The following is a 24,811-nucleotide window of genomic DNA, read 5'->3' on the forward strand; positions in this document are numbered from 1 at the left end:
GACTCTGTCCTTGTTGTTTTCGCATGCCGGAAACGGCGACCCGGACAACATCTCAGGGGGCGTTCAAAATATCAAGCACATAAGCAGGTGCCTGATCGTGATTTTCTACACTTTGCAAGTGTGTTGCTCTTGAGGGCCTCATCGCTGGCAAGCCAGCTCCCACAAGGTTCGCGGTGTATGCAAAACCCTGTGGGAGCTGGCTTGCCAGCGATGAGGCCCTCAAGAGCAACACAAGAGTGGAATCAACGAGACTCGCGCAAGGTCAGCCCATTGGCCGGCAACGGCAACGCGGTCTTGTAGCGCACCTGCTTGAGGGCAAAGCTGGAACGGATATTCGCCACTCCCGGCAGACGCGTCAGATAATCAAGAAAGCGCTCCAGCGCCTGGATGCTCGGTAACAGCACCCGCAGCAGATAATCCGGGTCGCCGGTCATCAGGTAGCACTCCATCACCTCGGGGCGCTCGGCGATTTCCTCCTCGAAACGGTGCAGCGACTGCTCCACCTGCTTCTCCAGGCTGACATGAATGAACACATTCACATCCAGCCCCAGCACCTCCGGCGCCAGCAAGGTCACCTGCTGGCGGATCACCCCCAGCTCTTCCAGGGCCTTGACCCGGTTGAAACAGGGCGTCGGCGACAGATTCACCGAGCGGGCCAGCTCGGCGTTGGTGATCCGGGCATTTTCCTGAAGGCTGTTGAGAATACCGATGTCGGTACGATCCAGTTTTCGCATCAGATAAATTCTCCTGCCTGTTGTTGTTTTGCAGAATATTTATCCGCCCGCCCATTCAAAGGCAACCAACATCAGAAAAATATTCTTCCGGGGTCGGAATATCATTTAAGTAAGACTGACTCCCTGGTCACAAGCCGGGGTTCGGTAGCTACCGCTTCAAAGCTCAACAAAAACACAAGACAGAGCGAGCGTAAAAAGCATGAACGAGTACGCCCCCCTGCGTTTGCATGTGCCCGAGCCCACCGGCCGGCCAGGCTGCCAGACCGATTTTTCCTACCTGCGTCTGAACGACGCCGGTCAAGTCCGCAAACCCGCCATCGATGTCGAACCTGCCGATACCGCCGACCTGGCCTACAGCCTGATCCGCGTGCTCGACGCCGAGGGCAATGCCGTGGGCCCCTGGGCCGAGGACATCGACCCGCAGGTCCTGCGCCAGGGCATGCGCGCGATGATGAAGACGCGCCAGTTCGACAGCCGCATGGTGGTCGCCCAGCGCCAGAAGAAGATGTCCTTCTATATGCAGAGCCTCGGCGAGGAAGCCATCGGCAGCGCCCAGGCCCTGGCCCTGAACCGCAGCGACATGTGCTTCCCGACCTACCGCCAGCAGAGCATCCTGATGGCCCGCGAGGTATCGCTGACCGAGATGATCTGCCAGTTGCTGTCCAACGAGCGCGATCCGCTCAAGGGCCGTCAGCTGCCGATCATGTACTCGGTGCGTGAAGCCGGCTTCTTCACCATCAGCGGCAACCTCGCCACCCAGTTCGTCCAGGCCGTCGGCTGGGCCATGGCCTCGGCGATCAAAGGCGATACCAAGATCGCCTCGGCCTGGATCGGTGACGGCGCCACCGCCGAGTCCGACTTCCACACCGCCCTGACCTTCGCCCACGTCTACCGCGCCCCGGTGATCCTCAACGTGGTCAACAACCAGTGGGCGATCTCCACCTTCCAGGCCATCGCCGGCGGTGAAGCCACCACCTTCGCCGGTCGTGGCGTCGGCTGCGGCATCGCTTCGCTGCGGGTCGATGGCAACGACTTTGTCGCCGTCTACGCCGCCTCGCGCTGGGCCGCCGAACGCGCCCGCCGCGGCTACGGCCCGACCCTGATCGAGTGGGTCACCTACCGCGCCGGCCCGCACTCCACCTCGGACGACCCGTCCAAATACCGCCCCGCCGACGACTGGATTCACTTCCCCCTCGGCGACCCGATCGTGCGCCTGAAGCAGCACCTGATCGCCAACGGCCACTGGTCCGAAGAGGAACACCAGGCGGTCAGCGCCGAACTGGATGCCGAGATCATCAAGGCGCAGAAGGAAGCCGAGCAGTACGGCACCCTCGCCGGCGGGCAGATGCCGAGCCCGGCCTCGATGTTCGAGGACGTCTACAAGGAAATGCCGGAGCACCTGCGCCGGCAGCGCCAGGAACTGGGGATCTGACATGAACGATCACAACACTTCCATCCAGGTTGAAAACGCCATGTCGACCACCACCATGACCATGATCCAGGCCCTGCGCTCGGCCATGGACATCATGCTCGAGCGCGACGACAACGTGGTCGTCTACGGCCAGGACGTCGGCTATTTCGGCGGCGTGTTCCGTTGCACCGAAGGACTGCAGAACAAGTACGGCAAGTCACGGGTATTCGATGCACCGATTTCGGAGAGCGGCATCGTCGGCACCGCCGTGGGCATGGGTGCCTACGGCCTGCGCCCGGTGGTGGAAATCCAGTTCGCCGACTACTTCTACCCCGCCTCGGACCAGATCGTTTCGGAAATGGCCCGTCTGCGTTACCGCTCGGCCGGCGAGTTCGTCGCTCCACTGACCCTGCGCATGCCCTGCGGCGGCGGCATCTACGGCGGTCAGACCCACAGCCAGAGCCCGGAGGCGATGTTCACCCAGGTCTGCGGCCTGCGCACGGTGATGCCATCCAACCCCTACGACGCCAAAGGGCTGCTGATCGCCTCGATCGAGAACGACGACCCGGTGATCTTCCTCGAACCCAAGCGCCTGTATAACGGCCCGTTCGACGGCCACCACGACCGCCCGGTAACCCCCTGGTCGAAACACCCGGCCAGCGCCGTGCCGGACGGCTACTACACCGTGCCGCTGGACAAGGCGGCGATCACCCGCCCGGGCAACGATGTCACCGTGCTGACCTACGGCACCACGGTCTACGTGTCCCAGGTCGCCGCCGAGGAAACCGGCGTCGATGCCGAGGTCATCGATCTGCGCAGCCTGTGGCCGCTGGACCTGGAGACCATCGTCGCCTCGGTGAAGAAGACCGGCCGCTGCGTGGTCGTGCACGAGGCCACCCGCACCTGCGGCTTCGGCGCCGAACTGGTGTCGCTGGTCCAGGAACATTGCTTCCACCACCTGGAAGCGCCCATCGAGCGCGTCACCGGCTGGGACACCCCCTACCCGCACGCGCAGGAGTGGGCGTACTTCCCCGGCCCGTCGCGGGTCGGTGCGGCATTGAAACGGGTCATGGAGGTCTGAATGGGCACGCACGTCATCAAGATGCCGGACATTGGCGAAGGCATCGCACAGGTTGAACTGGTGGAATGGTTCGTCAAGGTCGGCGACACCATCACCGAAGACCAGGTCGTGGCCGATGTCATGACCGACAAGGCCACGGTGGAAATCCCCTCGCCGGTCTCCGGCAAGGTCCTCGCCCTGGGCGGCCAGCCCGGCGAGGTCATGGCGGTGGGCAGCGAGCTGATCCGCATCGAAGTGGAAGGCGCTGGCAACCACAAGGCCGGCGATCACCAGGAAGGCGCCGAGAAAGCCAGCGCGGCGGCAGACAAACCCGCCGCGTCGCCCAAGCCAGAGCCGGCCAAGGTGGAAACCCCGGCTGCACCTGCCGCGCCAGCCGCGGCGCTGAGCACTGCCCAGAGCGCCCCCATCGTGCCGCGCGCGGCCAGCGAGAAGCCCCTGGCCTCCCCCGCCGTGCGCAAGCGCGCCTGGGATGCCGGTATCGAATTGCGCTACGTGCATGGCAGCGGCCCGGCCGGGCGCATCCTCCACGAAGACCTCGACGCCTTCCTCACCCAGCCGAGTCGTGGCCAGGCCGCACCGAGCGGCTATGCCAAGCGCGAGGACAGCGAGCAGATTCCGGTAATCGGCCTGCGCCGCAAGATCGCCCAGCGCATGCAGGACGCCAAGCGCCGCGTTGCCCACTTCAGCTACGTCGAGGAAATCGACGTCACCGCCCTCGAAGAGCTGCGCCAGCACCTGAACAAGAAATGGGGCGACAGCCGCGGCAAGCTGACCCTGCTGCCGTTCCTGGTCCGCGCCATGGTCGTGGCCCTGCGCGAGTTCCCGCAGATCAACGCCACCTACGATGACGAAGGCCAGGTCATCACCCGCCATGGCGCGGTGCATGTCGGCATCGCCACCCAGGGCGACAACGGCCTGATGGTGCCGGTGCTGCGCCACGCCGAAGCCGGCAGCCTGTGGACCAATGCCAGCGAGATCTCGCGCCTGGCCCATGCCGCACGCAGCAACAAGGCCAGCCGCGAAGAACTGTCCGGCTCGACCATCACCCTGACCAGCCTCGGCGCCCTCGGCGGCATCGCCAGCACGCCGGTGGTGAATACCCCGGAAGTGGCCATCGTCGGGGTCAACCGCATCGTCGAACGGCCGATGGTGGTCAACGGCCAGATCGTCATCCGCAAGATGATGAACCTCTCCAGCTCCTTCGATCACCGGGTGGTCGACGGCATGGACGCCGCACAATTCATCCAGGCCGTACGTGGCCTGCTCGAACAACCCGCCAGCCTGTTCGTGGAGTGAGCATGCAGACCCTCGACACAACTCTCCTGATCATCGGCGGCGGTCCCGGCGGCTATATCGCCGCCATCCGCGCCGGCCAACTGGGCATCCCGACCATCCTCGTCGAAGGCCAGGCCCTCGGCGGCACCTGCCTGAACATCGGCTGCATTCCATCGAAGGCGCTGATCCATGTAGCCGAGCAGTTCCACCAGACCCAGGCGCACAGCCAGCAGTCCAGCCTCGGCATCAAGGTCGCCGCGCCGAGCCTGGACATCGGCCAGAGCGTGGCCTGGAAGAACGGCATCGTCGATCGCCTGACCAGTGGCGTCGCTGCCCTGCTGAAGAAGAACGACGTCAAGGTCATCCACGGCTGGGCCAAGGTCATCGACGGCAAGCTGGTGGAGATCGACGGCCAGGACCTGCGCATCCGCTGCGAACACCTGTTGCTCGCCACCGGCTCCAGCAGCGTCGAACTGCCAATGCTGCCTCTGGGCGGTCCGGTGGTTTCCTCCACCGAAGCACTGTCGCCAAGCTCCTTGCCCAAGCGCCTGACCGTGGTCGGCGGCGGCTATATCGGCCTGGAACTGGGCATCGTCTATCGCAAGCTCGGCGTCGAGGTCAGCGTGGTCGAAGCCCGCGAGCGCATCCTGCCGACCTATGATGCCGAGCTGACCCAGCCGGTGGCCGAGTCACTGAAAAAGCTCGGGGTGAAGCTGTACCTCGGCCACAGCGTCGAAGGCTTCGACGCGAAGGAAAAGCGCCTGACGGTACGCCAGCCGGACGGCCAGAGCCTGGCCCTGGACACCGACCAGGTGCTGGTCGCGGTGGGTCGTCGGCCGAGGACCAAGGGCTTCAACCTCGAAGCCCTCGACCTGAAGATGAACGGTGCCGCCATCGCCATCGACGCCCAGTGCCAGACCAGCATGCGCAATGTCTGGGCCATCGGCGACGTAGCGGGCGAACCGATGCTGGCGCACCGGGCCATGGCCCAGGGCGAGATGGTCGCCGAGCTGATCGCCGGCAAGCAGCGCGCCTTCACCCCGGCAGCGATTGCCGCGGTGTGCTTCACCGATCCGGAACTGGTGGTGGCCGGCCTGACGCCGGAAACGGCCAAGGCCGAAGGCCTCGACTGCCTGGTGGCCAGCTTCCCCTTCGCCGCCAATGGCCGGGCCATGACCCTGGAATCGAAAAGCGGCTTCGTCCGTGTAGTGGCGCGGCGTGACAATCACCTGATCGTCGGCTGGCAGGCGGTGGGGGTTGGCGTATCGGAGCTGTCCACGGCCTTTGCCCAGTCACTGGAGATGGGCGCGCGGCTGGAGGATGTGGCGGGGACCATCCATGCTCATCCGACGCTGGGTGAGGCGGTGCAGGAAGCGGCGCTGAGAGCGTTGGGGCATGCGTTGCATATCTAGAAGCACGACGCGCTCCACTGTGGGAGCGGGTTCACCCGCGATGACGAAGGTGAGTCCACTAAAGCAATCGCGGCGGTCCGGAGTTCCGGTAAACCCGCTCCCACAAAGTCCGCAGACAAAAAGAAGGCCGCTCGATGAGCGGCCTTCTTTATTTGTGCTGTCCCGTCAGACGCGGAAGTAACCCACCGACGAATCGAACGGCAGGCGCTTCAGCTCGACCTTGTTCAGGTCAAGAACATCACGCAGGGCGGCGGTTTCGCCGGGGAAGTTGCGGTAGGCGACTTCGTCCAGGACCACGATGGCGCCCTTGGGCATGTACGGCAGGAAGGTTTCCAGAGCGACCTTGGTCGAGGAGTACAGATCGGTGTCGAGGATCAGCATCGCCACCACCAGGTCCGGACGGGTCTTGACGAAGGCCGGTACGGTTTCGAGGATGTCGCCCTTGACGATCTCGCAGCGCGGGATGCGGTTGACCGGACGCACCAGGTCGTTGGCGTCGATCATGTCCTGGATCAGGGTCTCGTCGGTGTCGGAGAACATGCTTTCGTTGATGTCCGCCGGGTCTTCCTTCTGGTCGATGCTGGCAAAGCCCTGGAAGGTGTCGAAGCCGATGATCGAACGGTTGATCGCATAGGGTTCTAGGATCATCGACAGCTGCATGTAGAGCATCAACGAGTTGCCCTTGTACACGCCGCATTCAACGATGGCGCCCGGGATGTCCTGGACCATCTTGAACAGTTCGATGCGCGACAGTGCTGCGGTCACCGCGATGCGGTTGGCGAAGACGAAGGGGGCGTCGGCCACGTATTGGGCATCGACGCGGCTCAGCACGCTGGCGCGCTTTTCGTTGTACTCGACCTCGGCAGCAGTCAGGCGACGCTTGGTCATGGATTAACTCCCTGGAATTGCGAAAAGTCGCTGGCATGGAAAAGGTCTTTGAAGCCGGCTTCGACGTCGAAACAACCGTTGTCGACGTTGGCTGCGCCGCGCTTCTGAATCAGGTCCTGCAGGTGGATCAGGCGGAAGTCCACGCTGAAGCGGATGCGGTCGGTATGGTTGGCCACGGTACCGTGCAGGTGGGCGCCGGAGAACATCAGGATCTCGCCGCTGTTGCCGGCGATGCGGATCTCCGAGGAGTCGTCGATTTCTTCCAGGGGCACCGGATGCACGCGGGTTTCCTGGGTGATGTTGTCCTTGGCCTTGAGCCGCTGGTTGTTGATCCAGTCGGTCAGGCTCCAGGCATGGGACGAGTTCTGCACCGGCCGGGTGAAGTAGGCCGGGTTGATCATCATGGTCTGCTCGGGCTCGATGCTGTAGATCGGCATCCAGGTGTTGAGCTGGCAGTCGACGCTGCCGTACCAGGTGTCGCGGTGCGGCTTGTAGGCATAGCTGACGCCGGCGTGCAGGTAGTCGTAGTTGGGCACTACGCGCACCCGCGGCACGTCGAAGATGTAGTCCTGCGGGTCGGCACCGATTTCGAGGATGTAGTCGCGGATCAGCGCCTTGGCCTGCGGGCCGTTGGTGAACTTGCGCTTGAGCCGGGTGACGTGGTCAACGAAAGTTTCCACCGGCATCTTCTTGTGCAGCGAGACGTGGTCGGTCTCGCCGTCGAAGGCCTCGGTGATGCTGTGCCGGGCCAGGGCGCAGAGCTCGTGGGCGCTGCGCAGTTGGGTATCGAGGAAGATGTCGCCCGCATAGACGCGCTCGCGGAATGCCGGCTTCTTCTGCAACTGGTTGATGTAGAGATTCATAGTGCCTCTTCCTCATAAAGACTGATGCCCGCCGCAAGGCGGGCCATGAATTGAAGTGGACGCAAGGCGACGTCCCCCTGCCCTTCCGGCAGGGAACTCCAACCGCATGGATCCGGGTCATGGCCCGGCTCTGGTGTTCTTGTGATCGGCATCGCAGGGGCAAACTTTAATGCCGCCAGTCTTGCCGCCAGCGGCAAGGGTCTTCCTCCGCAAGGCAATGGCGAACCCTGTGCAAATCCTCGAAGCCCCGTCCTGCAAGGGTTCCGCCAGCCTGGCACAGCTCTTGCCCTGCAACCATGACCTGTGCCCAACCAAGGAGAATGATCCCGTGAGCATCATCAATGGCCATGGCTGGCAGAACGCAGCCATCCAGCAGCAACGTAGCCTTCCCGCCGTGTCCGGCGTCGACGGGCAAGCTTATCAGGCGGAAACCGCGACCGCTTCGTCGGTGACCACCGTCGCCAGCGCCGCCGCTTCGCGCAGCGCCTCCGACTCGACCTACCAGGACGCCAAGGATGCCCAGGACGAGGCCTTCGCCAAGCTCAAGGTGGCCTTGCAGAACAGTGGCAGCAATGAGTCCGCCAGCGTCAGCGAGTCGGAGGAAGGCACCCCGACCACCCGCACCGCGGCCCAGGAGTTCCGCGACTACATGGCGCTGTCGCCGGAAGAGAAGATCCGCTTGAAGATGCTCAACGAGCTGGGGCTGACCGAGGAAGACTACGAGGCCCTGCCGCCGGAGAAGAAGGACGCCATCGACAAGCAGATTGCCCAGCGCATGAAGGAAGAAGGCGAGATCAAGTCCATGGCCCAGGTGGAGCCGCAGATGCAGGCCGCCGTGGCGGCACAGACCTTGATCAGGCCGGTGAGCGAGGTGGAGGCAACGGATCCTGCGCAGTTGCGCAAGGACAAGGAAGACCGGGAGGATCCGTTCAAGGTGTGATGAGCCTTGGGGCCTCATCGCTGGCAATGCCAGCTCCCACAGGTTCTGTGGCTGGCCTGACTCTTGCGGCCGACCCGGGACCCTGTGGGAGTCGGCGTTGCCGACGATGAGGCCATCTGCCTCGACATCGATCGCTTTGGCTTGTGTTGTTCTTGCGGGCCTCATCGCTGGCAACGCCAGCTCCCACAAGATTTGTGTCTGGTCTCGGTCCTGTAGTCGACCGGGACCCCGTGGGAGCCGGCTTGCCGGCGATGAGGCCGGCAGCCGTTACACAACAGCTTCAGGCAATCGGAATCAACGGATCCGCAGCCGCCAGGGCCACGGCCTTGTCCGCCACCGGCGGGTAGATCCACTGGGTGTTGATCTGCCGTTTCAGCGCCTTGCCCTCCTCCCGCACCAGCTTCACCTGGCGCTCCCAGCCTTCGGTAAACACCGCACCCCAGCCGCCCAGGTCGAGGCAGGTGACGTATTTCGGTTGGCGATAGACCGTCGACTCCACCCCGATCAACTGCGCTGCCGCATTGTTGCCGGCATGGCGCCCCAACGGGATGGCGTGCTGGCAAGTCATCAGCGCGTGGTTACCCAGATCGTCAGTAGCCGCATAGGCGGTATCCCCCGCGGCGAAGATCGCGTCCTGACCGATCACCCGCAGGTGCTCATCGACATGCAGGCGGCCCATGCGGTCACGCTCGCCAGGGATCTGCGCGGTCAGCGCGCTGGCTTGCACGCCGGTGGTCCAGATCACGGTGCTGGCCTCGATGCGCTGGCCATCCGACAAGGTCACGCCCTCGGCGTCCACCACTTCCACCGACGCGTTCAAGCGCCATTCCACGCCCAGTTCGGCGCTGGCCTCGGCGATGGAGCGAGCGATCTCGACGCCCTGGGAGGCACCGATGGCCTGGCCGCGGTCGACCACGACCACCCGCACCTGGGCGTCCTCACCCAATACCTCGCGCAAGCGCGCCGGCATCTCGGTGGCGGTCTCGATCCCGGTAAAGCCGCCGCCGGCTACCACCACGGTATTGCGCGCTGGTGAATCGGGGCGCTGGGCCAGGGATTTCAGATGCTCCTCCAGGCGCACGGCCTCCTCGATACGGTCCACGTCGAAGGCATGCTCGACCGCGCGGGCCAGCCCGCTGCCCGTCGCCAGTACCAGTTGATCGTAATGCGCGACCGCCGCCTGGCCGTGCCCGTCCAGGTACTCGACGCGCTTGCCAGCCACATCGATCTGCTGTGCCAGGCCCTGGACAAAGCGCACTCCGGTCACCGCGAACAGTTCACCCAGCGGTGCCATGAGGCTGGCCGCATCAGGCTCGTAGAAGCGCGGGCGAATGCGCAGCTCGGCCTGGGGCGCGAGGACGCTGACCTGGATATCCGCACGGCCGTGCATCTCCAGCAGGCGGGTAGCGCTGAGGGCGCTCCACAGACCGCCGAAGCCGGCGCCAAGAACAAGAATGTGCTGCTTCATCGTGTTGCTCCGCATCAGTGAGGTTCGATTCAATAACTACGACTGTATTAGTCGTAGTTTATAAAATCAAGCCACCATTGGTCGGCAGCCTGCTTTGCTGTGGTTCGGATCAGGCGCTACTATTGGCGACCAGTTCAGTCGGAGATAGGCAGATGTCGTTGTACAGCGCGGGGGTCGAATACGGCATTCATTGCCTGATATTCCTGGTCGGGGACGGTGGCGAAAGCCGTGACGCCAGTGTGCGCGACCTGGCCGAGCTGCAAGGCGTGCCCCAGGACTACCTGGCGAAGATCTTCACCAAGCTGGCCAAGGCCAGGCTGGTGGTGGCCACCGAGGGCGTGCGCGGCGGCTTTCGCTTGGCCCACCCGGCCGACGAAATCACCCTGCTGGATATCGTCGGCGCCATCGACGGGCAGAAACTGATTTTCGATTGCCGCGAAATCCGCGGGCGCTGCGCGCTGTTCGACGGCGAACCGCCGGGCTGGGCCACCGAAGGTCCGTGTGCGGTACATGCGGCGATGATCACCGCGCAAAAGCGCATGGAAGAAGCCCTGGCCCAGCAGACCGTGCTCGACCTGGCGCGCCGGGTCGGGCGCAAGGCCCCGGCCGGGTTCAGTGCGCAGGTCGATGACTGGATGGGTGGACGGCGAGACAGGAAAGGCGCCGGGGATATTCCGCTGGTTGAAGCCTGAGTGGTGTAGCGGCTGGCCTCATCGCCGGCAAGCCGGCTCCCACAGAGTGCTGGGTCTGCCACAGTATCTGTGCTCGAGATGTGTAGATACCCATGCAGCGATGGGGCCAGCCGCTACACGACAGCACTCAGCAATTTGATCACCGCCAGGTGCAGCGGATAGAACACCCAGGCCCAGCGCCCCACCGGCGGCACGCGCCCGGGCCATTCGCGGCGCAGCAACTCCAGACCGAAAAACACCGCCATGAACGCCACCGCCATCACCAGCAAGGACACCGGCGCCAAAGGGTGGTGGAACAGCCAGCTGTTGGTCAGATTGCCCGCCACCGCCAGCAAACCCGCCAACCAGGTATGGCGCCCGTCCTTGACCGCCATCAGCAAAGCCGCCGGCAACAGCACCCCGGGCAAGCCATACATCAGCCAGTCATTCCCCAACACGCCGACGACCACCGCCAGCAGCGCCATGCCAGCGGTGACGCGAGTGCGCAGGTGCACACCCCAGGCGAGCAGCAGGCCGAGGGTCAGGGTGGGCATGACGTTGAGGGTCTGCGAGCCATTGTCGAGCCAGCGATACGGCACTTCCGAGAGCAGCGAGAAACCCAGGAACCACCACAGGTAATGCCATCTGACAGCCGTCGAGCGCGCTACGTTGGCCGCCAGCGCCAGACAGAAAAACGGAAACGCCAGGCGCCCGCTGATGAACAACCAGTCCTGCTGTGGCCAGAGATAGCGCAGGTGATCGCCGATCATGCTGACGATGGCCAGCCACTTGAGCAGGTCGAGGGAGGCCGAGCGGGCCATCAGCGCGAACGGAACGCCGCCGGGGTGACCCCGACGACCTTCTTGAAGGCGCGCGCCATATGACTCTGGTCGAAAAATCCGCAGGCCACGGCCGCCTCGGCCAGGTCCATGCCGCCCCGCAGCAAGGCCTGCACCCGGGCGACGCGCATCTGGATCTGATAGCTGTGCGGCGCCACGCCGACCTCGCGCTTGAACACACGGATCAGGTAGAGCGGGTCCATGCCCACTTCCTCACCGAGGGATTCGAGGGACAGGTTCAGCTCCGACTCGCTGTCGAGCAGTGACCGAATCCGCGCGACCGCCGCACGCTCCGGACGCCGGAGTGGCTGCGCGGCATGACCATGGCGCTCGAACAACGCCGCCAGCACTTCGATCAACACCGTCTCGCGCTCCAGCGACAGCTGCGACGTGCTGATGCGGTGGTGCGCGTCCAGCAGGCGCGCAGCCAGGCCAGGATCGTCCGCCATGGCCTCACGGAACAGGTGAATCGAGGCAGCGCCGCCAGCACCGTGCAACACCACATCGTTCAACCACTGCGGATCGACATAGAGCATGCGGTACTCCCAACCGGCGCCATCCACCGGCACGCCGTCGTGGATTTCACCGGGACTGAGGGTGACCACCGTACCCGCCGTGCCGAACTGATGGGCACCGCGGTACCAGAGTTTCTCCACCCCTCGGGTAATCACACCGAACCCATAGCGATCATGGGAATGGCGACCGAAATGCTGCTGGCTGTAGCGCGCACTGAGCAGCTCGCAGCGGCCCTCGGGGATGCGCTGGAAGCTGGAAAAGTCCTTGGCGGTGGTGGGCGATCCGTCGTTCATGCGGCTGTCCAGTTTCGTACAATCGACGCACGAAACAACTTGTTAAGTTTGATTTCCATTCAAGCTAACAGGCGTTTCCCTTCCATGGCAATCAAGCTGGTAATCGGTGATTTCAACAAGTCTTCCTGGTCGTTGCGCGCCTGGCTGGTGCTGGCCGCAGCCGGAATCGAGGCGGACCTCGAACAGGTCCTGCTGGAGCAGGACGACACCCGGGCCAACATCCTCGCCCACTCGCCCTCGGGCAAGCTGCCGGTACTGATCGACGGTGACCTGACGATCAACGACAGCCTGGCCATCGCCGAGTACGCCGCCGACCTGCATCCCGATGCCGACCTCTGGCCCGAGGACTTCGACCTGCGCGCCCTCGCCCGCGCTGCCGCGGCGGAAATGCATGCCGGCTTCGTCAATCTGCGCACACAGATGTCCTTCGGCCTGGGCACTGGCGATCAACGCCCGGAACTGACCGAGCAGACCCGCGAGGAGATCGCGCGGATCCTGCAGATCTGGACCGACCTGCGCGCCCGCAGCGGCCACGCCACCTACCTGTGCGGCGACCACTTCGGCATCGTCGACGCCATGTACGTCCCGGTGCTGTTCCGCTTCCGCCGCTTCGGCATCGAGCTGCCGGAAGCGCTCCAGCCCTATGCCGACGCCATCTTCGACTTCGGCCCCGTACGCACCTGGCTGCACCTGGCCACCACCCGGCCCTGATCCTGATTCGCGAGTCCCTGTCATGCACAACAAACGCGCTCTGCTCGAACTGACCCTTGGCGGCCTGATGCTCAGCCTCTCGGCGCTGGCCGTGGCCTTCGCCGACATCGGCGCGGGCGGCGCCGGTTTCTACCGGATGCTGTTCGCCTCGATCCTGTTCTACCTCACCCTCAAGTGGCGCAAGGTGCCGGTGCGCCTGCCCAGCCGCAAGGCCGCGCAACTCACCGCACTGGCCGGGGTATTCCTGGCCATCGACCTGATCCTCTGGCACCACAGCATCTACATCGTCGGCCCGGGCATCGGCTCGATCCTGACCAACTGCCAGGTGTTCTTCATGACCCTGCTCGGCCTCTGGCTGCTCAAGGAAAAACCGTCGCTGAACTTCAGCCTGGCCATCGTCCTGGCGTTCTTCGGCCTGTACCTGCTGCTGGCTCCGGAAATGACCAGCAGCCTCGGTATCCGCGGGGTGACATTCGGCATCGCCTCGGGCCTGGCCTACGCCATCTGCGTGTACTACCTGAAAGCCGCCAGCAACCTGCCCGAAGGCGGCGGCGACACGCTCGCGCAGATGCTCAACCTGAGCCTCTGGGCCGGCCTGATCATGCTCGGCTATGCCCTGCTGCGCGGCGAAAGCCTGGCCATCGGCGATGGCCAGACCCTGCTGATGCTGGTGATCTACGGGGTGATGGTGCAATTCGTCGGCTGGCTGATGGTCAATCGCTCCATCGCCTTCATCAGCCTCGGCCTGGCCGGGCTGATCCTGCTGCTGGAGCCGGTGATCACCTACTTCGTCGACGTGGCCTTCCTTGGCAAGCCCAGCTCGGCGGTGCAGATCGGTGGCGCGCTGCTGACGGTGCTGGCGGTGTACATCGGCTCGCTGAAGCCGCCGCAACGCGCCGAGACCACGGCCGAATCAGCCTAGGTCGTTGATGCACACCACCTTGGGCTGGGTCATGTCCTCATAGGCAAAGCGCACCCCTTCCCGCCCCAGGCTGCCGTATTTGAAACCGCCGAAAGGCATTGCGTCGAAGCGGTAGTCGGACGAGTCGTTGATCATCACCCCGCCGGCCTCGATACGCTTGGCCAGCTTCAGGGCGGTACCGAGATCACGGGTGAACACCCCGGCATGCAGGCTGTATTCCGGGGCGTTGGCCAGGGCCACGGCCTGGTCGAGATCGTCGAACGGCTCAAGGATCACCACCGGCGCAAATACCTCTTGCTGCCAAAGGCGGCTGTCATGACCGACCTGCTCCAGCACGGTCGGCGCATACAGCGCGCCGTCGCGGCGATGCCCGCAGAGCAAGGTCGCGCCCTGCGCCAGCGCCTCCTCCACCAGCAACTCGGTACGCCGCGCGGCCTGCTCGTTGACCATCGGCCCGACATCGGTTTCCCGACTGGCCGGGTCGCCGCTCTTCAGCGCTGCGGACTGGGCCACAAACAGTTCGCGGAACGCCGGGTAAAGCTGCCGCTGGACCAGGATGCGCTGGGTGCCGATGCAGTTCTGCCCCGCCGCCCAGAAAGCGCCGGACACGCAGGACTCCACCGTCAGGCCGAGGTCGCAATCCTCCAGCACCAGCACCGGCGCGTTGCCGCCCAGGTCCATGGCGAGCTTTTTCAGCCCGGCCTCGCGGGCGATCGATTCGCCTGTGACGAAGCCGCCGGTGAAGGAAATCATCCGCACCTCGCGCAATGCCACCAACGCCCTGCCAAGCTCGACACCACCGGTAGCGACAGTCACCACGCTCTCCGGCAACCCGGCCTGGACCAGGCACTCCACCAGTTTCAACGCCGACAACGGCGCTAACTCGGACGGTTTGAGAATCACCGCGTTGCCACCGGCAATCGCCGGCCCCAGCTTGTGCGCCACCAGGTTCAATGGGTCGTTGTAGGGAGTGATCGCCACGATCAGGCCCAACGGCTCGCGACTGAACCAGCCCTGCCGTGCTTCCGAGCCCTCGTAGGCCTCGAACGGCACCACTTCGCCGGCATTGCGCCGTGCTTCCTCGGCGGACAGTTTCAGCGTGTTGACGCAGCGCTTCACTTCCTTTTCCGCCTGGCGCAGGGTCTTGCCGGCCTCGGCCACGATCAACCGGGCAAACGCCTCGGCGTCGGCCTCGACCCGCCGCGCAGCCTCTTCGAGAATGCGCGCGCGGCGATGCCGGGGCATGGCCGCGCTGTCGATCACGCCCTTGCGGGCAGCCGCCAGCAGCGCCGGCACGTCGGCTGCGCCCAGGCAAGGCACACGCCCGACCAGGCGGCCATCGAACGGGCTGAGCACATCGATATGACTGGGTGCCAGGGGTTGAACGCTGGCGAGGTGAGAGACATTCATAAGACCTCCGTTCAGCAGGTGCGGGTGTGCAGGGCGATGATGTCGGAGAGCAGGGCGAACGCCGTCTCGATACGCCCTGCCCCGGGTCCGGACACGGTGACGGCGCCGAGCAGGTCAGTGTTGAACGACACGGCATTGACCGCGCCGGCAATCCCGGCCAGCGGATGCGCCGCCGGCAGCAACCGCGCCTCGACCTTGGCCGAGACCGAGCCATCAGCCGCCTTGCGCGCCGAACCGATCAGTTTCCAGCACTGCCCTGCCGCCTCGGCCTCGGCGATGTCCGCGGCAGTGATGGCGCTGATGCCCGAGCACGCCACGTCGGCGACCGTCAGGCGGGCATCGAGCAACTCGTTGGCCAGGATCACCACTTTCAGGCGCACGTCGTGCCCCTCGACATCCGCGGTCGGGTCGGCCTCCGCGTAACCCAGGCGCTGCGCCTCGGCCACTGCGTCGGCAAACGACAGGCCGTCCTTCATGCGGGTCAGCACATAGTTGGAGGTGCCGTTGAGGATCCCCTCGAAGCCGTGGATCTGCGAACCGGCCAGGGCCTGGCGGGCCAGGCGGATCACCGGCGTGCCGCTCATCACCGAGCCTTCATACTCGAACGCTACCTGGTGCCGACGGGACAGCGCCTTGAGCTCGGCGCCATGCAACGCGATCGGTCCCTTGTTGGTGGTCACCACATGAATGCCGCTCTCCAGCGCCCAGCGGCAGAAGGTCGCCGCCGGCTCGCCATCCACGGGATTGGTGAAGGTGGCCTCGGCGATGATGTCGGCGTCGGACTGCTTGATCACGGTCTCGTTGAACGCCTCGGCGGTGCCGCCGGCAATCCGCGCCAACGCGCCCTTCTCAGCCGGCAATGCGGCCAGCTCGGCGGCGTCGAGGCCGTTGCGATTCACCACCGAACCGAGAAACAGGTCGGTCACGCCGACGATGGTCAAGCCGAAGCCCAGCGCGGCTTTCCAGCTGGCATTGCGTTCGGCGATCAGTTGGGCCAGACCACGGTTCACGCCGCCAAAGCCGACCAGGGCAATCTTGTATTCAGTCACGAAGGCATTCCTCTTTGCTGTTGTTCGATGGGAATCAGCGTACGAGGTGGGCCAGGGCAGTTGAATTGGTCAGAACGCTGTATTTGCTGGGCGATCTGACCAAGGTCCGAGCGGGCGCAGGAAGCCAGGCGGAAAGGGTAATGACAGTCAGTTAGGGCCACTTTGTGGCCCCAGACTGGCATCAGCCGTAAAGGTCTTAGAAAACCGCGGAGAGCACGAAGGAAGTCAGGGTATTTTCCACCCCGGGCATGGCGGCGATGTCCTTCCACACCGCATGCACCCGCTCGGGGCTGGCCGCGTTGACCCGCAGCATCAGGTCGAACTCGCCACTGAGCACTTCGCACTGCACCACCTCGGGCAGGCTGCGCAGTGTGCTGAGCACATCGTCACCGCGCATGCGGTCGTGGCGATAGACGAAGATCACCGCGCTGATCAGCGACGATGGCCGCCGCGATTCACCCAGCTTCAGCGTGTAGCCCTGGATCGCGCCATCGCGTTCCAGACGCTCGATGCGCTGGCGCACCGCATTGCGCGACAGGTTGACCTTGGCCCCCAGCTCGGCATGGGCAATCCGTGCATTGGCGCTCAGCTCGGCGAGGATGCGCTCGTCCAGTGGATCGAGGATGCGCTTCATGCCGACCTCGACTGCGCCGCCAGCAGCACCTGGCACAAGCCGTCCAGGTCGTCGCGACGCAAGGTGGATGGCAGCGGATCTCTGGTGGGTTGCGCCGACAACACGGCGGACTTTTCCGGTGCGATCTGGCCCAGGGTCACCATCGGTGCGCCCAGGCTGCGTCGGTGCATGCGCCCGGCCAGCGCCCCGACTGCGGCCTGCGGGTCGACCACCGTCGCGCTTTCTTCGCGCAACCTGACGACCTCACGCCGTACCTCGGCTTCGTCCACCGCGTAGGAATCGAACAGCACCCGCGCCTGCAACCACTGCGGGTTGCCGATGCTCAGTTCGCCGCAGGCCTCGAAGTGCTCCATCAGCGTCCTGACGCTCTCGCCGTCGCGCCCGTACAACTCCCAGATGAAGCGCTCCAGGTTCGAGTACAGGGAAAAGTCCATGCCCGGCGCCAGCGTGCGCTGGCTGGCGTGGGCGGCGTAGCGGTTGCGATGGAGAAAGCGGTGCAGTGCATCGTTGCTGTTGGTCGAAACAATCACCTGGTTGATCGGCAGGCCCATTTTCTGCGCGACGAAACCGGCGTAGATCTCGGCGAAACTGGCCGCCGGCACGCTGAACCCGACCGGACGGGTACCACCGCCCAACTGCAGGGCGGCATGGAAGTAGAAGACGATCTGGGCCAGCACGCCGACCCAGTTGCTGGAGTTGAAACAGGCCGCGGTCACCCCCTCCAGCGGCCAGGCGCGGAACAGCCGCGCCACCAGGGTCTGGCAATCATCGAAACTGCCATCGACGGCGAGCAGTTGGACCCGCTCGGGATCGGCCGCCTGCATGGCCGCGAGGCGATCGGCGGGAACCTGATCGCGGGGATAGAGAATCGCCAGGCGCAGGTTCGGGCATGTGGCGAACGCCTCGATGGCCGCCACGCCGGTATCGCCATTGGTGGCACCGACCACCAATGCCGGCTCCTGCGAGTCGGCGAGGAAGTGGCGCATCAGCCGGGCCTGGAGCTGGGCGGCGAAGTCCTTCGAGGTGCGGGTCGGGCCGTGGAACAGCTGGAGAATCCATTCGTTGTGGCCGATCTGCTGCAACGGCGTGATGGCGCGATGGCTGAAGCCGCGGTAGCTGTCGCTGAGCAGGGCGCGCAAGGTGCGCTCGTCCACGGCATCACCGACGAAGGGTGCGATTACCCGCCAGACCAGTTCGTCGAACGGCAGCCACGACCAGCTGGCGATTTCCTCCGGGCTGATCTGCGGCAACCAGGCCGGTACGTACAACCCGCCATCGGCGGCAGGCCCCGACAGCACGACCTCGCGAAAATCCGCCCGAACGGCGCCATTACGGGTACTCACATAGTGCATGAACGCTCCAGGACAACATCAAGAAGGCCGGTGGGCCTGAGCCACCAGCCAGGCTGAAAACAGCGCGGCATCGGGCGGCAGCGGCCGCCCTTGCTCGCGTACCAGGTAGAAGGATTCGCTGGCTTCGATGCGCTGGCTGAAGGGCGCGACCAGCTGCCCTTCACGCAGCAGGTCCTCGACTACCGAAGAGCGCGCCAGCGCGACGCCCTGCCCCAGTTCCGCCATGCGGATGGTCGAGATCAACGTGTCGAACTGTAGCCCGCGCGAGTAGTCGACCTGATCGGCGCCCATGCGCTGCAGCCAGTAACCCCAGCCTTCTTCGTAACCCAGCACATGCAGCAGCGGATGGTGCCGGAGGTCTTGCGCCTGGCGGATCGGCGAGCGCGCCAGCAGCGCCGGGGAACACACCGGCACCAGGTGGTCCCAGGTCAGCCGCTGGGCATGCAGTCCCGGCCATTCGCCGTTGCCCCAGCGCACTTCGAGATCGTCCTCGCCATCCGGTGCCTTGACCCACAGGTTGCTGATGTAGCGGATGTCGATCTGCGGATGTTCACGGCTGAAACCGGCCAGCTTCGGCGCCAGCCAGTACTGCAGGAACGACAGGCTGCCGCGCACCTTCACCGGCCGGCGCTTGTGCTGGCCGAAGATCTCATTGGTGCCGACCGCCAGGCGGCTGATGGCGTCCTGCACCACCGGCAGATAGGACTGCCCTTCCTCGGTCAGGTCGAGCCCCCGGGGCAGGCGCTTGAACAGGGCCACGCCCAGGTGGCTCTCCAGTTGCCGGATCTGCTGGCTGACTGCGCCCTGGGTCAGGTGCAGTTCCTCGGCCGCATGGGTGAAATTCAATGATCGCGCCGACACTTCGAAAGAGCGCAGCCAGTTCAGTGGCGGCAGGGATTTCTGTTTCATCGGCACGACCTCGTTCGCGGTGGGATCCGCCCATCATGGACCTGAACGATCAGATCGCGCCAACACCGGGCCGCGCCGGGGCCAGGGCCGCCAGGCGCTGCTCGCGCTTCTTGCGGGTGACCCAATAGACGAAGTAGCACCAGGCGATGAAGGGCAGGCCGAAATACAGCGCCACCCGCTGCTCGGGGTCGAAGGCGATGCCGACGCAGGCCAGCAGGCAGCAGGCGATCGCTCCCAGCGGTACCCAGGGGTAACCGCGCACGCGGAAGTGCAGGTCTTCGACCCGACCGCCGTTGGCCATGTAATGCCGGCGGAAGGCAATCTGGCTGGCGGCGATGCTCATCCACACCACCACCACGGCCAGGCCGGAAATCGACACCAGGGCCAGGTACACCGTGTCCGGCGCGACCACGCTGCTGAACAGCGAGGCCACCGCGCCGGCCATGCTCAGGATGATCGCGTTGACCGGCGTGCCGCGTGACGACAGGCGGGCGAAGCATGGCGGCATATGACCCTGGTCACTGAGGGTCCAGAGCATGCGCGAGGCGGCGTACAGACCGGAGTTGGCCGCCGACAGCAGCGCGGTGAGGATCACGAAGTTCATGATGTCCGCCGAGTACGGGATGCCGATCAGGTCGAAGGCCATCACGAACGGGCTTTCCACCAAGCCCGCCTGCTCCCGGGGCAACAGGGTGGCGAGGACGATGATGGTGCCGACGAAGAACAGCGCCAGGCGGACCACCGTGGTGCGGATGGCCCGCGGCACGCTGACCTGCGGATCACGCGCCTCGCCGGCGGCGATGCCGATCAGCTCGGTGCCGGAGAAGGCGAACGACACCGCCAGCAGGGTCATGGCGATCGGCAGCAACCCGGTGGGGAACAGGCCCTCGCGGGTGAAGTTGGACAAGCCGATGCCCTGCACATGCTGGACATTGAACACACCGATGATCGCCCCGGCGCCGATCACGATGAAGGCGACCACCGTGAGGACCTTGATCAGCGACAGCCAGAACTCGGTTTCGGCGAAGAGCCGCACGGAGATCACGTTGAGCATGAACACGGTAACGGCGAACAGCGCGCTCCAGATCCATACCGGTGTATCGGGGAACCAACGCACCATCAGGATGCCCGCCGCGGTGAACTCCGAGCCGATGGCCACGGCCCAGGTCAGCCAGTACAGCCAGGCCACGGTATAGCCGGTGCCGGCGCCCAGGTAGCGGGTGGCGTAGCTGCTGAACGAGCCGGTCTCCGGCATCTGCACGGCCAGTTCGCCGAGGCAGACCATCACCAGGTAGACCATCACCGCGCCGACGATATAGGCGATCACCGCGCCGAGCGGGCCGGCCTGGTTGACCGTATAGCCCGAAGTGAGGAACAGGCCGGTGCCGATCACCCCGCCAAGCGCCAGCATGACGATATGGCGGGTGTGCATTTCTTTCTTGTAGCCGGCCGGATGAGCCGAAGCCGTAGAGGAGTGTTCGCTGGACATGGTTGGATTCTCATGAAGTGTCTGGCAATGAACTTGAAACCGACAACGAGGCAGTACAAATCGATGTGCCAACAGCTGTTGTTGTTATGGCTTTCATGAAACAGGGCGGCCGGCTATCCCGGTCCGGCCGCCCTTGGGGTCAGGCAGTTACGGCGTTGTGCCGAGTACCGTGCACGTCGTCCTGGCGGGCACGCAGGGTGGCGAAGGCCTGGCGCAGGTCGGCGAGCAGGTCGGCGGTGTCCTCGATGCCCACCGAGATCCGCACCAGGCCCTCGGAGATGCCCAGCGCCTGGCGCTCTTCGAGGGTGTTTTCCACATGGCTGGTGGTCCGTGCCGGCCCGTAGATGGTTTCCACCGCACCGAGATTGCCGGCCCGGTGGGCGTAGCGCAGGCACGGCAGGAGCTTGACCACGCTGTCCATGCCGCCGACCAGCACGAAGCTGACGATCGCGCCGAAGCCCTTCATTTGCGAGCGGGCCACCTCATGACCGGGATGGCTGGGCAAGCCGGGGTAGTTGACCGACTCCACCAGCGGCTCGCTGCCCAGGTACTCCGCCAACGCCTGAGCGCTCGCCTGTTGCTGGCGCAGGCGCAGGGCCAGGGTCTTGATCCCGCGGATGATCAGGTAGGCGGAAAACGGGTCCAACGACGCACCGTTGATTTCCCGGTAATGGCGCACCTGGGCCATCAGTTCCTCGGCGCCGCAGACCACGCCGCCGAGCACGTCGCCATGTCCGGAGAGGAACTTGGTGGCGCTGTGCACCACCACGTCGACACCCAATTGCAGCGGGTTCTGGTTCAGCGGCGTGGCGAAGGTGTTGTCGGCAACGACCAGGGCACCCACGCGTTTCGCAGCAGCCACCAGGCGACGGATATCGAGGATCTTCAGCGTCGGGTTGCTCGGCGTTTCCAGGTAGACCAGGTCACAACCACGGGCGATCTCCGCCTCGATGGCTTCGGTGTCGAGGGTGTCGCACAGGGTCACCTCGACGCCCTGACGGGGCAGGAATTCTTCGAAGATCTTGTTGGTGCCGCCGTAGCTGTCGCGAGTCGAGACCACGCGCTTGCCGTTGCCGAGGAAGGTGTGCAGCACGCCGCTGATGGCCGCCATGCCGGTGCTGAAGGCCACCGCCGATTCGGCACCCTCCAGCGCGCACAGCTTGTCTTCCAGCACCGCGACGGTGGGGTTGCTCATGCGGCTGTAGATAAAGCCCGGTGCCTTGCCCAGGGCGACGTCGTACCAGGCGTCGATGTCCTGGTAGCCGTAGGCGGCGCTGAGGACGATCGGCGCCTGGGTGGCGTTGAACGGATGCTCGACCTGCTCGCCGCCCCACACCACCCGGGTGCCGATACCCGGCTGCGCGCCCTGGGCGGCTTTTGCTTCGTTGTTCATGTCTGTTCTCGCATCGATGAAACACGGCGTGTGTTTCGACTGGTCTGCGAGGACTATAGGGAGGCTGCTCCCTCATGAAAAACGATGTTATCCGGGCCTGAGGGGAGCTTTTTTTAATGGCTCGAAGCCGGGCTCAGAAACGGTACTCCACCCCCGCCCCGGCATACCACGAACGGCCCGGCGCCGCCTCGTAGTAACGGCCATTGCCGTCACCGACGATCACCGAACCGACGTAGTGGCGGTCGAGCAGGTTCTCCAGGCGCACCATCTCGTAGACGGTAAAGCGGTCGAGCTGCTGCTCCATGCGCGCGCGCCAGTTGAACACGGTGTAGGCCGGTGCGGCCTTCTGTTCGTTGCTGTCCTCGACATACACCTGGCTGCGGTACTGGCCCTCCAGGGCGGTACTCAACCCGGCCATTGGCTTCCATACCAGCTCGCCGAACAGGCTCTCCTTCGGTACCCCCGGCAGGCGGTTGCCCTTCTCGATCGTGCTGCTGCCACCGGTCACATCGTCACGGTAGGTGGCGTCGAGGTGGGTGTAGGCCAGGTTCAGTTCGAGGTCTTCGGCGAGCTGGTTTTGCAGGCCGACTTCCAGGCCACGGCGCAGGGTCTTGCCGCCGTTGGCATAACTGGTGCGTCCGGAGTTGGAACCGGCGACGACGATTTCATCCTCGGTGTGGATTTCGAAGACCGCGATGTTCAGCCGCGCCTGCTCGTTGAGCCGGGCCTTCACGCCGATTTCGTACTGGGTGCTGGTGGCCGGCTTGAGGGCAAAGTTGAAGGTTTCGCTGACGCCCGGCGCGTAGGCCATTTCCGCCTGGGTCGGGGTTTCGAAGGCCTTGCCGGCACTGACATAGCCATGCAGCTCCGGGGTGAAGGCGTACATCAGCGACAGGGTCGGCGTGGTCCGCTGGTATTTTTTCGAGCCGCTGGCGTCGCCGTTGGACAGGTAGCGGTCATCCACCTCCATCTCCATGCTGCTGTAGCGCAGGCCGGCGTCGAGGGTCCAGCGCTGCAGTTCCCAGTGGGCCTGGATGTAGGGGTCGAGGCTGGTGGCGGTGTCGATCTCGTCGCGGCGCAGTTCGCCCTTCACCCCGAGGGTAGTACCGCTGTAGTTCTGGTAGCCACGGCGGTCGTCACGGCTCTGGTCGTAGTCGGCGCCGACGGTCAGGGTCAGGTTACCCGGTGCTGCGCTGATCGGCTGGATCCAGCGCAGGGTGCCGCCATGGAATTCGCGGTCGAAATCCACCACGCCGCCACCGCGCTCGTTGGCCGGGGTGCCACGCGGAATGGACAGGTACTGGATCACGCTGCGCTGGCCGGCATAGGCATTGAACTGCAGGGTGGCGTCGCCGAAATCACGCTCGTAGTTCAGGCCCACCTGCTGGTGGTGGATGCTTTTGCGCGTGTCGTACTGCTCGGCCTGGGGGATGACCGAGCGGCGGTCCTGCCGGTAGCCGCTCCAGGTCTGGCCAAGCGGGTCCTCGGTGCCGTTCTGCTCCAGGGTGTTGAAGATCAGCGCCAGGCGGCTGTCGTCGTCGGGGCGCACATGGACCTTGGCGAAGGTCTGGTCACGGCGCGCCGAACTGTGGTCGCGGTAACCATCGGTGTCCATGCGCGAGGCATCCAGGACGAAGCCGGCCTGGTCGTTGCCGCCCTGGCTGTACAGGCGGTTCTTGAGGAAGCCATCACTGCCCAGCAGGGTACTCGCGCCAATCGTCGCCGGGCCGCTGCCGTCCTTGCTGAACATCTGGATCACCCCGCCGGCATTGCTGCCGTAGAGCGCCGACGCCGGGCCGCGCAGCACTTCGACACGGTCCGCCACGTCCAGGTTGAGCGAGGCGGCCTGGCCCTGTCCGTCCGGGGTGCTGGCGGGGATGCCGTCGCTGAGCAGCTTGATGCCGCGGATGCCGAAGGCGGCGCGAGCGCCGTAGCCCCGGGTCGAAATCTGCAGGTCCTGGGCGTAGTTCTGACGGTTCTGCACCACCACCCCGGGTACCCGCGACAGCGCTTCGGAGAGGTTGACGCCCGCCTGGCCGTCGCTGAACTGCTCGCGCCCGACGATATCCAGCGAGGCCGGGACGTCGAAGGTGGCGGACGGCAGGTAGGTGCCGGTCACGGCGAGCGGGTCGAGGGTGAGTGGCTGGTCCTCGGCCAGAGCTGGGGTGGCGGTTGCAAGAGAGGCGATGCAAAAACAAAGGTGCGGAACACGGGCCGTGAAACGGCCTGGGTGCTTGGGCGGATTGGGCATAAGAAAAAATCTGCGAAAACGATGTAGGAAAATCTGGTGCGGATGAACCAAGGTAATCATTGCTGAACTCACCATAGCTATCGCTGGCAAGCCAGCTCCCACAGGGGCCGAGCCAAGCACAAATACTGTGGCTGGCCCAGATCCCTGTGGGAGTCGGCTTGCCGACGATGAGGCCAGCAGTCACAACATCTATCTGCTTGCCTGCCACCATGGAATCTCCCAAAGGAACCGAGCCAGGCACAGACACTGTGGCTGGCCCAGATCCCTGTGGGAGTCGGCTTGCCGACGATGAGGCCAGCA

General features: G+C 64.9%; 22 protein-coding genes. 8 read left to right on the forward strand and 14 right to left on the reverse strand.

Features of this window, described 5'->3' with window-relative positions:
• Positions 1-242: 242 nt before the first annotated feature.
• Positions 243-734 carry a Bkd operon transcriptional regulator BkdR gene (bkdR, locus tag ACODSK_RS12775; protein WP_489016457.1) on the reverse strand — a complete coding sequence of 164 codons (492 nt, stop codon included), beginning with the start codon at positions 732-734 and terminating at the stop codon, positions 243-245.
• 199 nt (positions 735-933) lie between these two features.
• Between bkdR and ACODSK_RS12780 the strand changes: the two genes are divergently transcribed.
• Genes ACODSK_RS12780 through lpdA form a run of 4 tightly spaced genes read left to right on the forward strand, consistent with a single transcriptional unit; the run spans position 934 to position 5,913 of the window.
• Positions 934-2,166: a 3-methyl-2-oxobutanoate dehydrogenase (2-methylpropanoyl-transferring) subunit alpha gene (locus ACODSK_RS12780; RefSeq protein ID WP_489016458.1), complete on the forward strand. Its 1,233-nt coding sequence runs from the start codon at positions 934-936 to the stop codon at positions 2,164-2,166.
• A 1-nt stretch (position 2,167) separates the two neighbouring features.
• A complete protein-coding gene (locus ACODSK_RS12785; RefSeq protein ID WP_489016460.1) occupies positions 2,168-3,226 on the forward strand; it encodes an alpha-ketoacid dehydrogenase subunit beta in 1,059 nt (352 codons plus the stop codon).
• On the forward strand, positions 3,227-4,522 hold the full coding sequence (locus ACODSK_RS12790) for a dihydrolipoamide acetyltransferase family protein (protein WP_489016462.1): 1,296 nt from the start codon (positions 3,227-3,229) through the stop codon (positions 4,520-4,522).
• A gap of 2 nt (positions 4,523-4,524) precedes the next feature.
• Positions 4,525-5,913, forward strand: a complete 1,389-nt coding sequence (gene lpdA, locus ACODSK_RS12795) for a dihydrolipoyl dehydrogenase (protein ID WP_489016464.1) — start codon at positions 4,525-4,527, stop codon at positions 5,911-5,913.
• A 165-nt stretch (positions 5,914-6,078) separates the two neighbouring features.
• Here lpdA and ACODSK_RS12800 read toward each other — a convergent pair whose 3' ends face one another.
• Together ACODSK_RS12800 and ACODSK_RS12805 are read right to left on the reverse strand one after the other, a co-directional pair.
• A complete protein-coding gene (locus ACODSK_RS12800; RefSeq protein WP_095156909.1) occupies positions 6,079-6,801 on the reverse strand; it encodes a TylF/MycF/NovP-related O-methyltransferase in 723 nt (240 codons plus the stop codon).
• The gene (locus ACODSK_RS12805; protein ID WP_489016466.1) at positions 6,798-7,664 is read right to left on the reverse strand and encodes a phytanoyl-CoA dioxygenase family protein; all 867 of its coding nucleotides are present in this window, start codon (positions 7,662-7,664) and stop codon (positions 6,798-6,800) included. Before ACODSK_RS12805 ends, ACODSK_RS12800 begins: the two co-directional genes overlap by 4 nt.
• Positions 7,665-7,992: 328 nt before the next feature.
• Between ACODSK_RS12805 and ACODSK_RS12810 the strand changes: the two genes are divergently transcribed.
• Positions 7,993-8,604 (forward strand): hypothetical protein, encoded by a 612-nt coding sequence (locus tag ACODSK_RS12810; RefSeq protein ID WP_489016468.1) that lies wholly within the window; start codon positions 7,993-7,995, stop codon positions 8,602-8,604.
• Positions 8,605-8,884: 280 nt separating this feature from the next.
• Here the strand turns inward: ACODSK_RS12810 and ACODSK_RS12815 are convergent, their stop codons facing one another.
• On the reverse strand, positions 8,885-10,072 hold the full coding sequence (locus ACODSK_RS12815; protein ID WP_489016469.1) for an NAD(P)/FAD-dependent oxidoreductase: 1,188 nt from the start codon (positions 10,070-10,072) through the stop codon (positions 8,885-8,887).
• Positions 10,073-10,224: 152 nt separating this feature from the next.
• Between ACODSK_RS12815 and ACODSK_RS12820 the strand changes: the two genes are divergently transcribed.
• Positions 10,225-10,764: an RrF2 family transcriptional regulator gene (locus ACODSK_RS12820; RefSeq protein ID WP_489016471.1), complete on the forward strand. Its 540-nt coding sequence runs from the start codon at positions 10,225-10,227 to the stop codon at positions 10,762-10,764.
• A 113-nt stretch (positions 10,765-10,877) separates the two neighbouring features.
• On the opposite strand, the gene ACODSK_RS12825 is transcribed toward ACODSK_RS12820, so the two are convergent.
• Both ACODSK_RS12825 and ACODSK_RS12830 read right to left on the reverse strand, forming a co-directional pair.
• Positions 10,878-11,564: a TraX family protein gene (locus ACODSK_RS12825; RefSeq protein WP_489016472.1), complete on the reverse strand. Its 687-nt coding sequence runs from the start codon at positions 11,562-11,564 to the stop codon at positions 10,878-10,880.
• Positions 11,564-12,391 (reverse strand): AraC family transcriptional regulator, encoded by an 828-nt coding sequence (locus tag ACODSK_RS12830; RefSeq protein WP_489016474.1) that lies wholly within the window; start codon positions 12,389-12,391, stop codon positions 11,564-11,566. Before ACODSK_RS12830 ends, ACODSK_RS12825 begins: the two co-directional genes overlap by 1 nt.
• An 84-nt stretch (positions 12,392-12,475) precedes the next feature.
• Here ACODSK_RS12830 and ACODSK_RS12835 point away from each other — a divergent pair, with 84 nt between their 5' ends.
• The gene (locus tag ACODSK_RS12835; protein ID WP_489016476.1) at positions 12,476-13,102 is read left to right on the forward strand and encodes a glutathione S-transferase family protein; all 627 of its coding nucleotides are present in this window, start codon (positions 12,476-12,478) and stop codon (positions 13,100-13,102) included.
• A gap of 22 nt (positions 13,103-13,124) precedes the next feature.
• A complete protein-coding gene (locus ACODSK_RS12840) occupies positions 13,125-14,024 on the forward strand; it encodes a DMT family transporter (protein ID WP_489016478.1) in 900 nt (299 codons plus the stop codon).
• Here ACODSK_RS12840 and ACODSK_RS12845 read toward each other — a convergent pair.
• The 8 genes from ACODSK_RS12845 to ACODSK_RS12880 form a co-directional block, all read right to left on the reverse strand.
• Positions 14,016-15,434, reverse strand: coding sequence for an aldehyde dehydrogenase family protein (locus tag ACODSK_RS12845; RefSeq protein WP_489016480.1), 1,419 nt, complete (start codon positions 15,432-15,434; stop codon positions 14,016-14,018). The two genes, ACODSK_RS12840 and ACODSK_RS12845, sit on opposite strands and share 9 nt — an antisense overlap.
• Positions 15,435-15,445: 11 nt before the next feature.
• Complete coding sequence (locus ACODSK_RS12850; protein ID WP_489016481.1) at positions 15,446-16,483, reverse strand: homoserine dehydrogenase; 1,038 nt, start codon at positions 16,481-16,483, stop codon at positions 15,446-15,448.
• Positions 16,484-16,679: 196 nt separating this feature from the next.
• Positions 16,680-17,117 (reverse strand): Lrp/AsnC family transcriptional regulator, encoded by a 438-nt coding sequence (locus tag ACODSK_RS12855; RefSeq protein WP_489016482.1) that lies wholly within the window; start codon positions 17,115-17,117, stop codon positions 16,680-16,682.
• The gene (gene thrC / locus ACODSK_RS12860; RefSeq protein ID WP_489016483.1) at positions 17,114-18,469 is read right to left on the reverse strand and encodes a threonine synthase; all 1,356 of its coding nucleotides are present in this window, start codon (positions 18,467-18,469) and stop codon (positions 17,114-17,116) included. Before thrC ends, ACODSK_RS12855 begins: the two co-directional genes overlap by 4 nt.
• A gap of 18 nt (positions 18,470-18,487) precedes the next feature.
• Entirely contained in the window at positions 18,488-19,378 is an 891-nt protein-coding gene (locus ACODSK_RS12865; RefSeq protein ID WP_489016485.1) for a LysR substrate-binding domain-containing protein, read from the reverse strand.
• A gap of 49 nt (positions 19,379-19,427) precedes the next feature.
• On the reverse strand, positions 19,428-20,867 hold the full coding sequence (locus ACODSK_RS12870; protein WP_489016486.1) for an amino acid permease: 1,440 nt from the start codon (positions 20,865-20,867) through the stop codon (positions 19,428-19,430).
• A 139-nt stretch (positions 20,868-21,006) separates the two neighbouring features.
• Complete coding sequence (locus ACODSK_RS12875) at positions 21,007-22,260, reverse strand: cystathionine gamma-synthase family protein (protein WP_489016488.1); 1,254 nt, start codon at positions 22,258-22,260, stop codon at positions 21,007-21,009.
• 133 nt (positions 22,261-22,393) lie between these two features.
• A complete protein-coding gene (locus ACODSK_RS12880; RefSeq protein WP_489016490.1) occupies positions 22,394-24,511 on the reverse strand; it encodes a TonB-dependent receptor family protein in 2,118 nt (705 codons plus the stop codon).
• Between the last annotated feature and the right edge of the window lie 300 nt (positions 24,512-24,811).

Source organism: Pseudomonas sp. FG98 (genome assembly GCF_057808595.1).

Bases quoted from the DNA above. Each gene is read 5' to 3' on its own strand.
- bkdR (WP_489016457.1), bottom strand. From the start codon at position 734: ATGCGAAAACTGGATCGTACCGACATCGGTATTCTCAACAGCCTTCAG.
- ACODSK_RS12780 (WP_489016458.1), top strand. From the start codon at position 934: ATGAACGAGTACGCCCCCCTGCGTTTGCATGTGCCCGAGCCCACCGGC.
- ACODSK_RS12785 (WP_489016460.1), top strand. From the start codon at position 2,168: ATGAACGATCACAACACTTCCATCCAGGTTGAAAACGCCATGTCGACC.
- ACODSK_RS12790 (WP_489016462.1), top strand. From the start codon at position 3,227: ATGGGCACGCACGTCATCAAGATGCCGGACATTGGCGAAGGCATCGCA.
- lpdA (WP_489016464.1), top strand. From the start codon at position 4,525: ATGCAGACCCTCGACACAACTCTCCTGATCATCGGCGGCGGTCCCGGC.
- ACODSK_RS12800 (WP_095156909.1), bottom strand. From the start codon at position 6,801: ATGACCAAGCGTCGCCTGACTGCTGCCGAGGTCGAGTACAACGAAAAG.
- ACODSK_RS12805 (WP_489016466.1), bottom strand. From the start codon at position 7,664: ATGAATCTCTACATCAACCAGTTGCAGAAGAAGCCGGCATTCCGCGAG.
- ACODSK_RS12815 (WP_489016469.1), bottom strand. From the start codon at position 10,072: ATGAAGCAGCACATTCTTGTTCTTGGCGCCGGCTTCGGCGGTCTGTGG.
- ACODSK_RS12820 (WP_489016471.1), top strand. From the start codon at position 10,225: ATGTCGTTGTACAGCGCGGGGGTCGAATACGGCATTCATTGCCTGATA.
- ACODSK_RS12825 (WP_489016472.1), bottom strand. From the start codon at position 11,564: ATGGCCCGCTCGGCCTCCCTCGACCTGCTCAAGTGGCTGGCCATCGTC.
- ACODSK_RS12830 (WP_489016474.1), bottom strand. From the start codon at position 12,391: ATGAACGACGGATCGCCCACCACCGCCAAGGACTTTTCCAGCTTCCAG.
- ACODSK_RS12835 (WP_489016476.1), top strand. From the start codon at position 12,476: ATGGCAATCAAGCTGGTAATCGGTGATTTCAACAAGTCTTCCTGGTCG.
- ACODSK_RS12840 (WP_489016478.1), top strand. From the start codon at position 13,125: ATGCACAACAAACGCGCTCTGCTCGAACTGACCCTTGGCGGCCTGATG.
- ACODSK_RS12845 (WP_489016480.1), bottom strand. From the start codon at position 15,434: ATGAATGTCTCTCACCTCGCCAGCGTTCAACCCCTGGCACCCAGTCAT.
- ACODSK_RS12855 (WP_489016482.1), bottom strand. From the start codon at position 17,117: ATGAAGCGCATCCTCGATCCACTGGACGAGCGCATCCTCGCCGAGCTG.
- thrC (WP_489016483.1), bottom strand. From the start codon at position 18,469: ATGCACTATGTGAGTACCCGTAATGGCGCCGTTCGGGCGGATTTTCGC.
- ACODSK_RS12865 (WP_489016485.1), bottom strand. From the start codon at position 19,378: ATGAAACAGAAATCCCTGCCGCCACTGAACTGGCTGCGCTCTTTCGAA.
- ACODSK_RS12870 (WP_489016486.1), bottom strand. From the start codon at position 20,867: ATGTCCAGCGAACACTCCTCTACGGCTTCGGCTCATCCGGCCGGCTAC.
- ACODSK_RS12875 (WP_489016488.1), bottom strand. From the start codon at position 22,260: ATGAACAACGAAGCAAAAGCCGCCCAGGGCGCGCAGCCGGGTATCGGC.
- ACODSK_RS12880 (WP_489016490.1), bottom strand. From the start codon at position 24,511: ATGCCCAATCCGCCCAAGCACCCAGGCCGTTTCACGGCCCGTGTTCCG.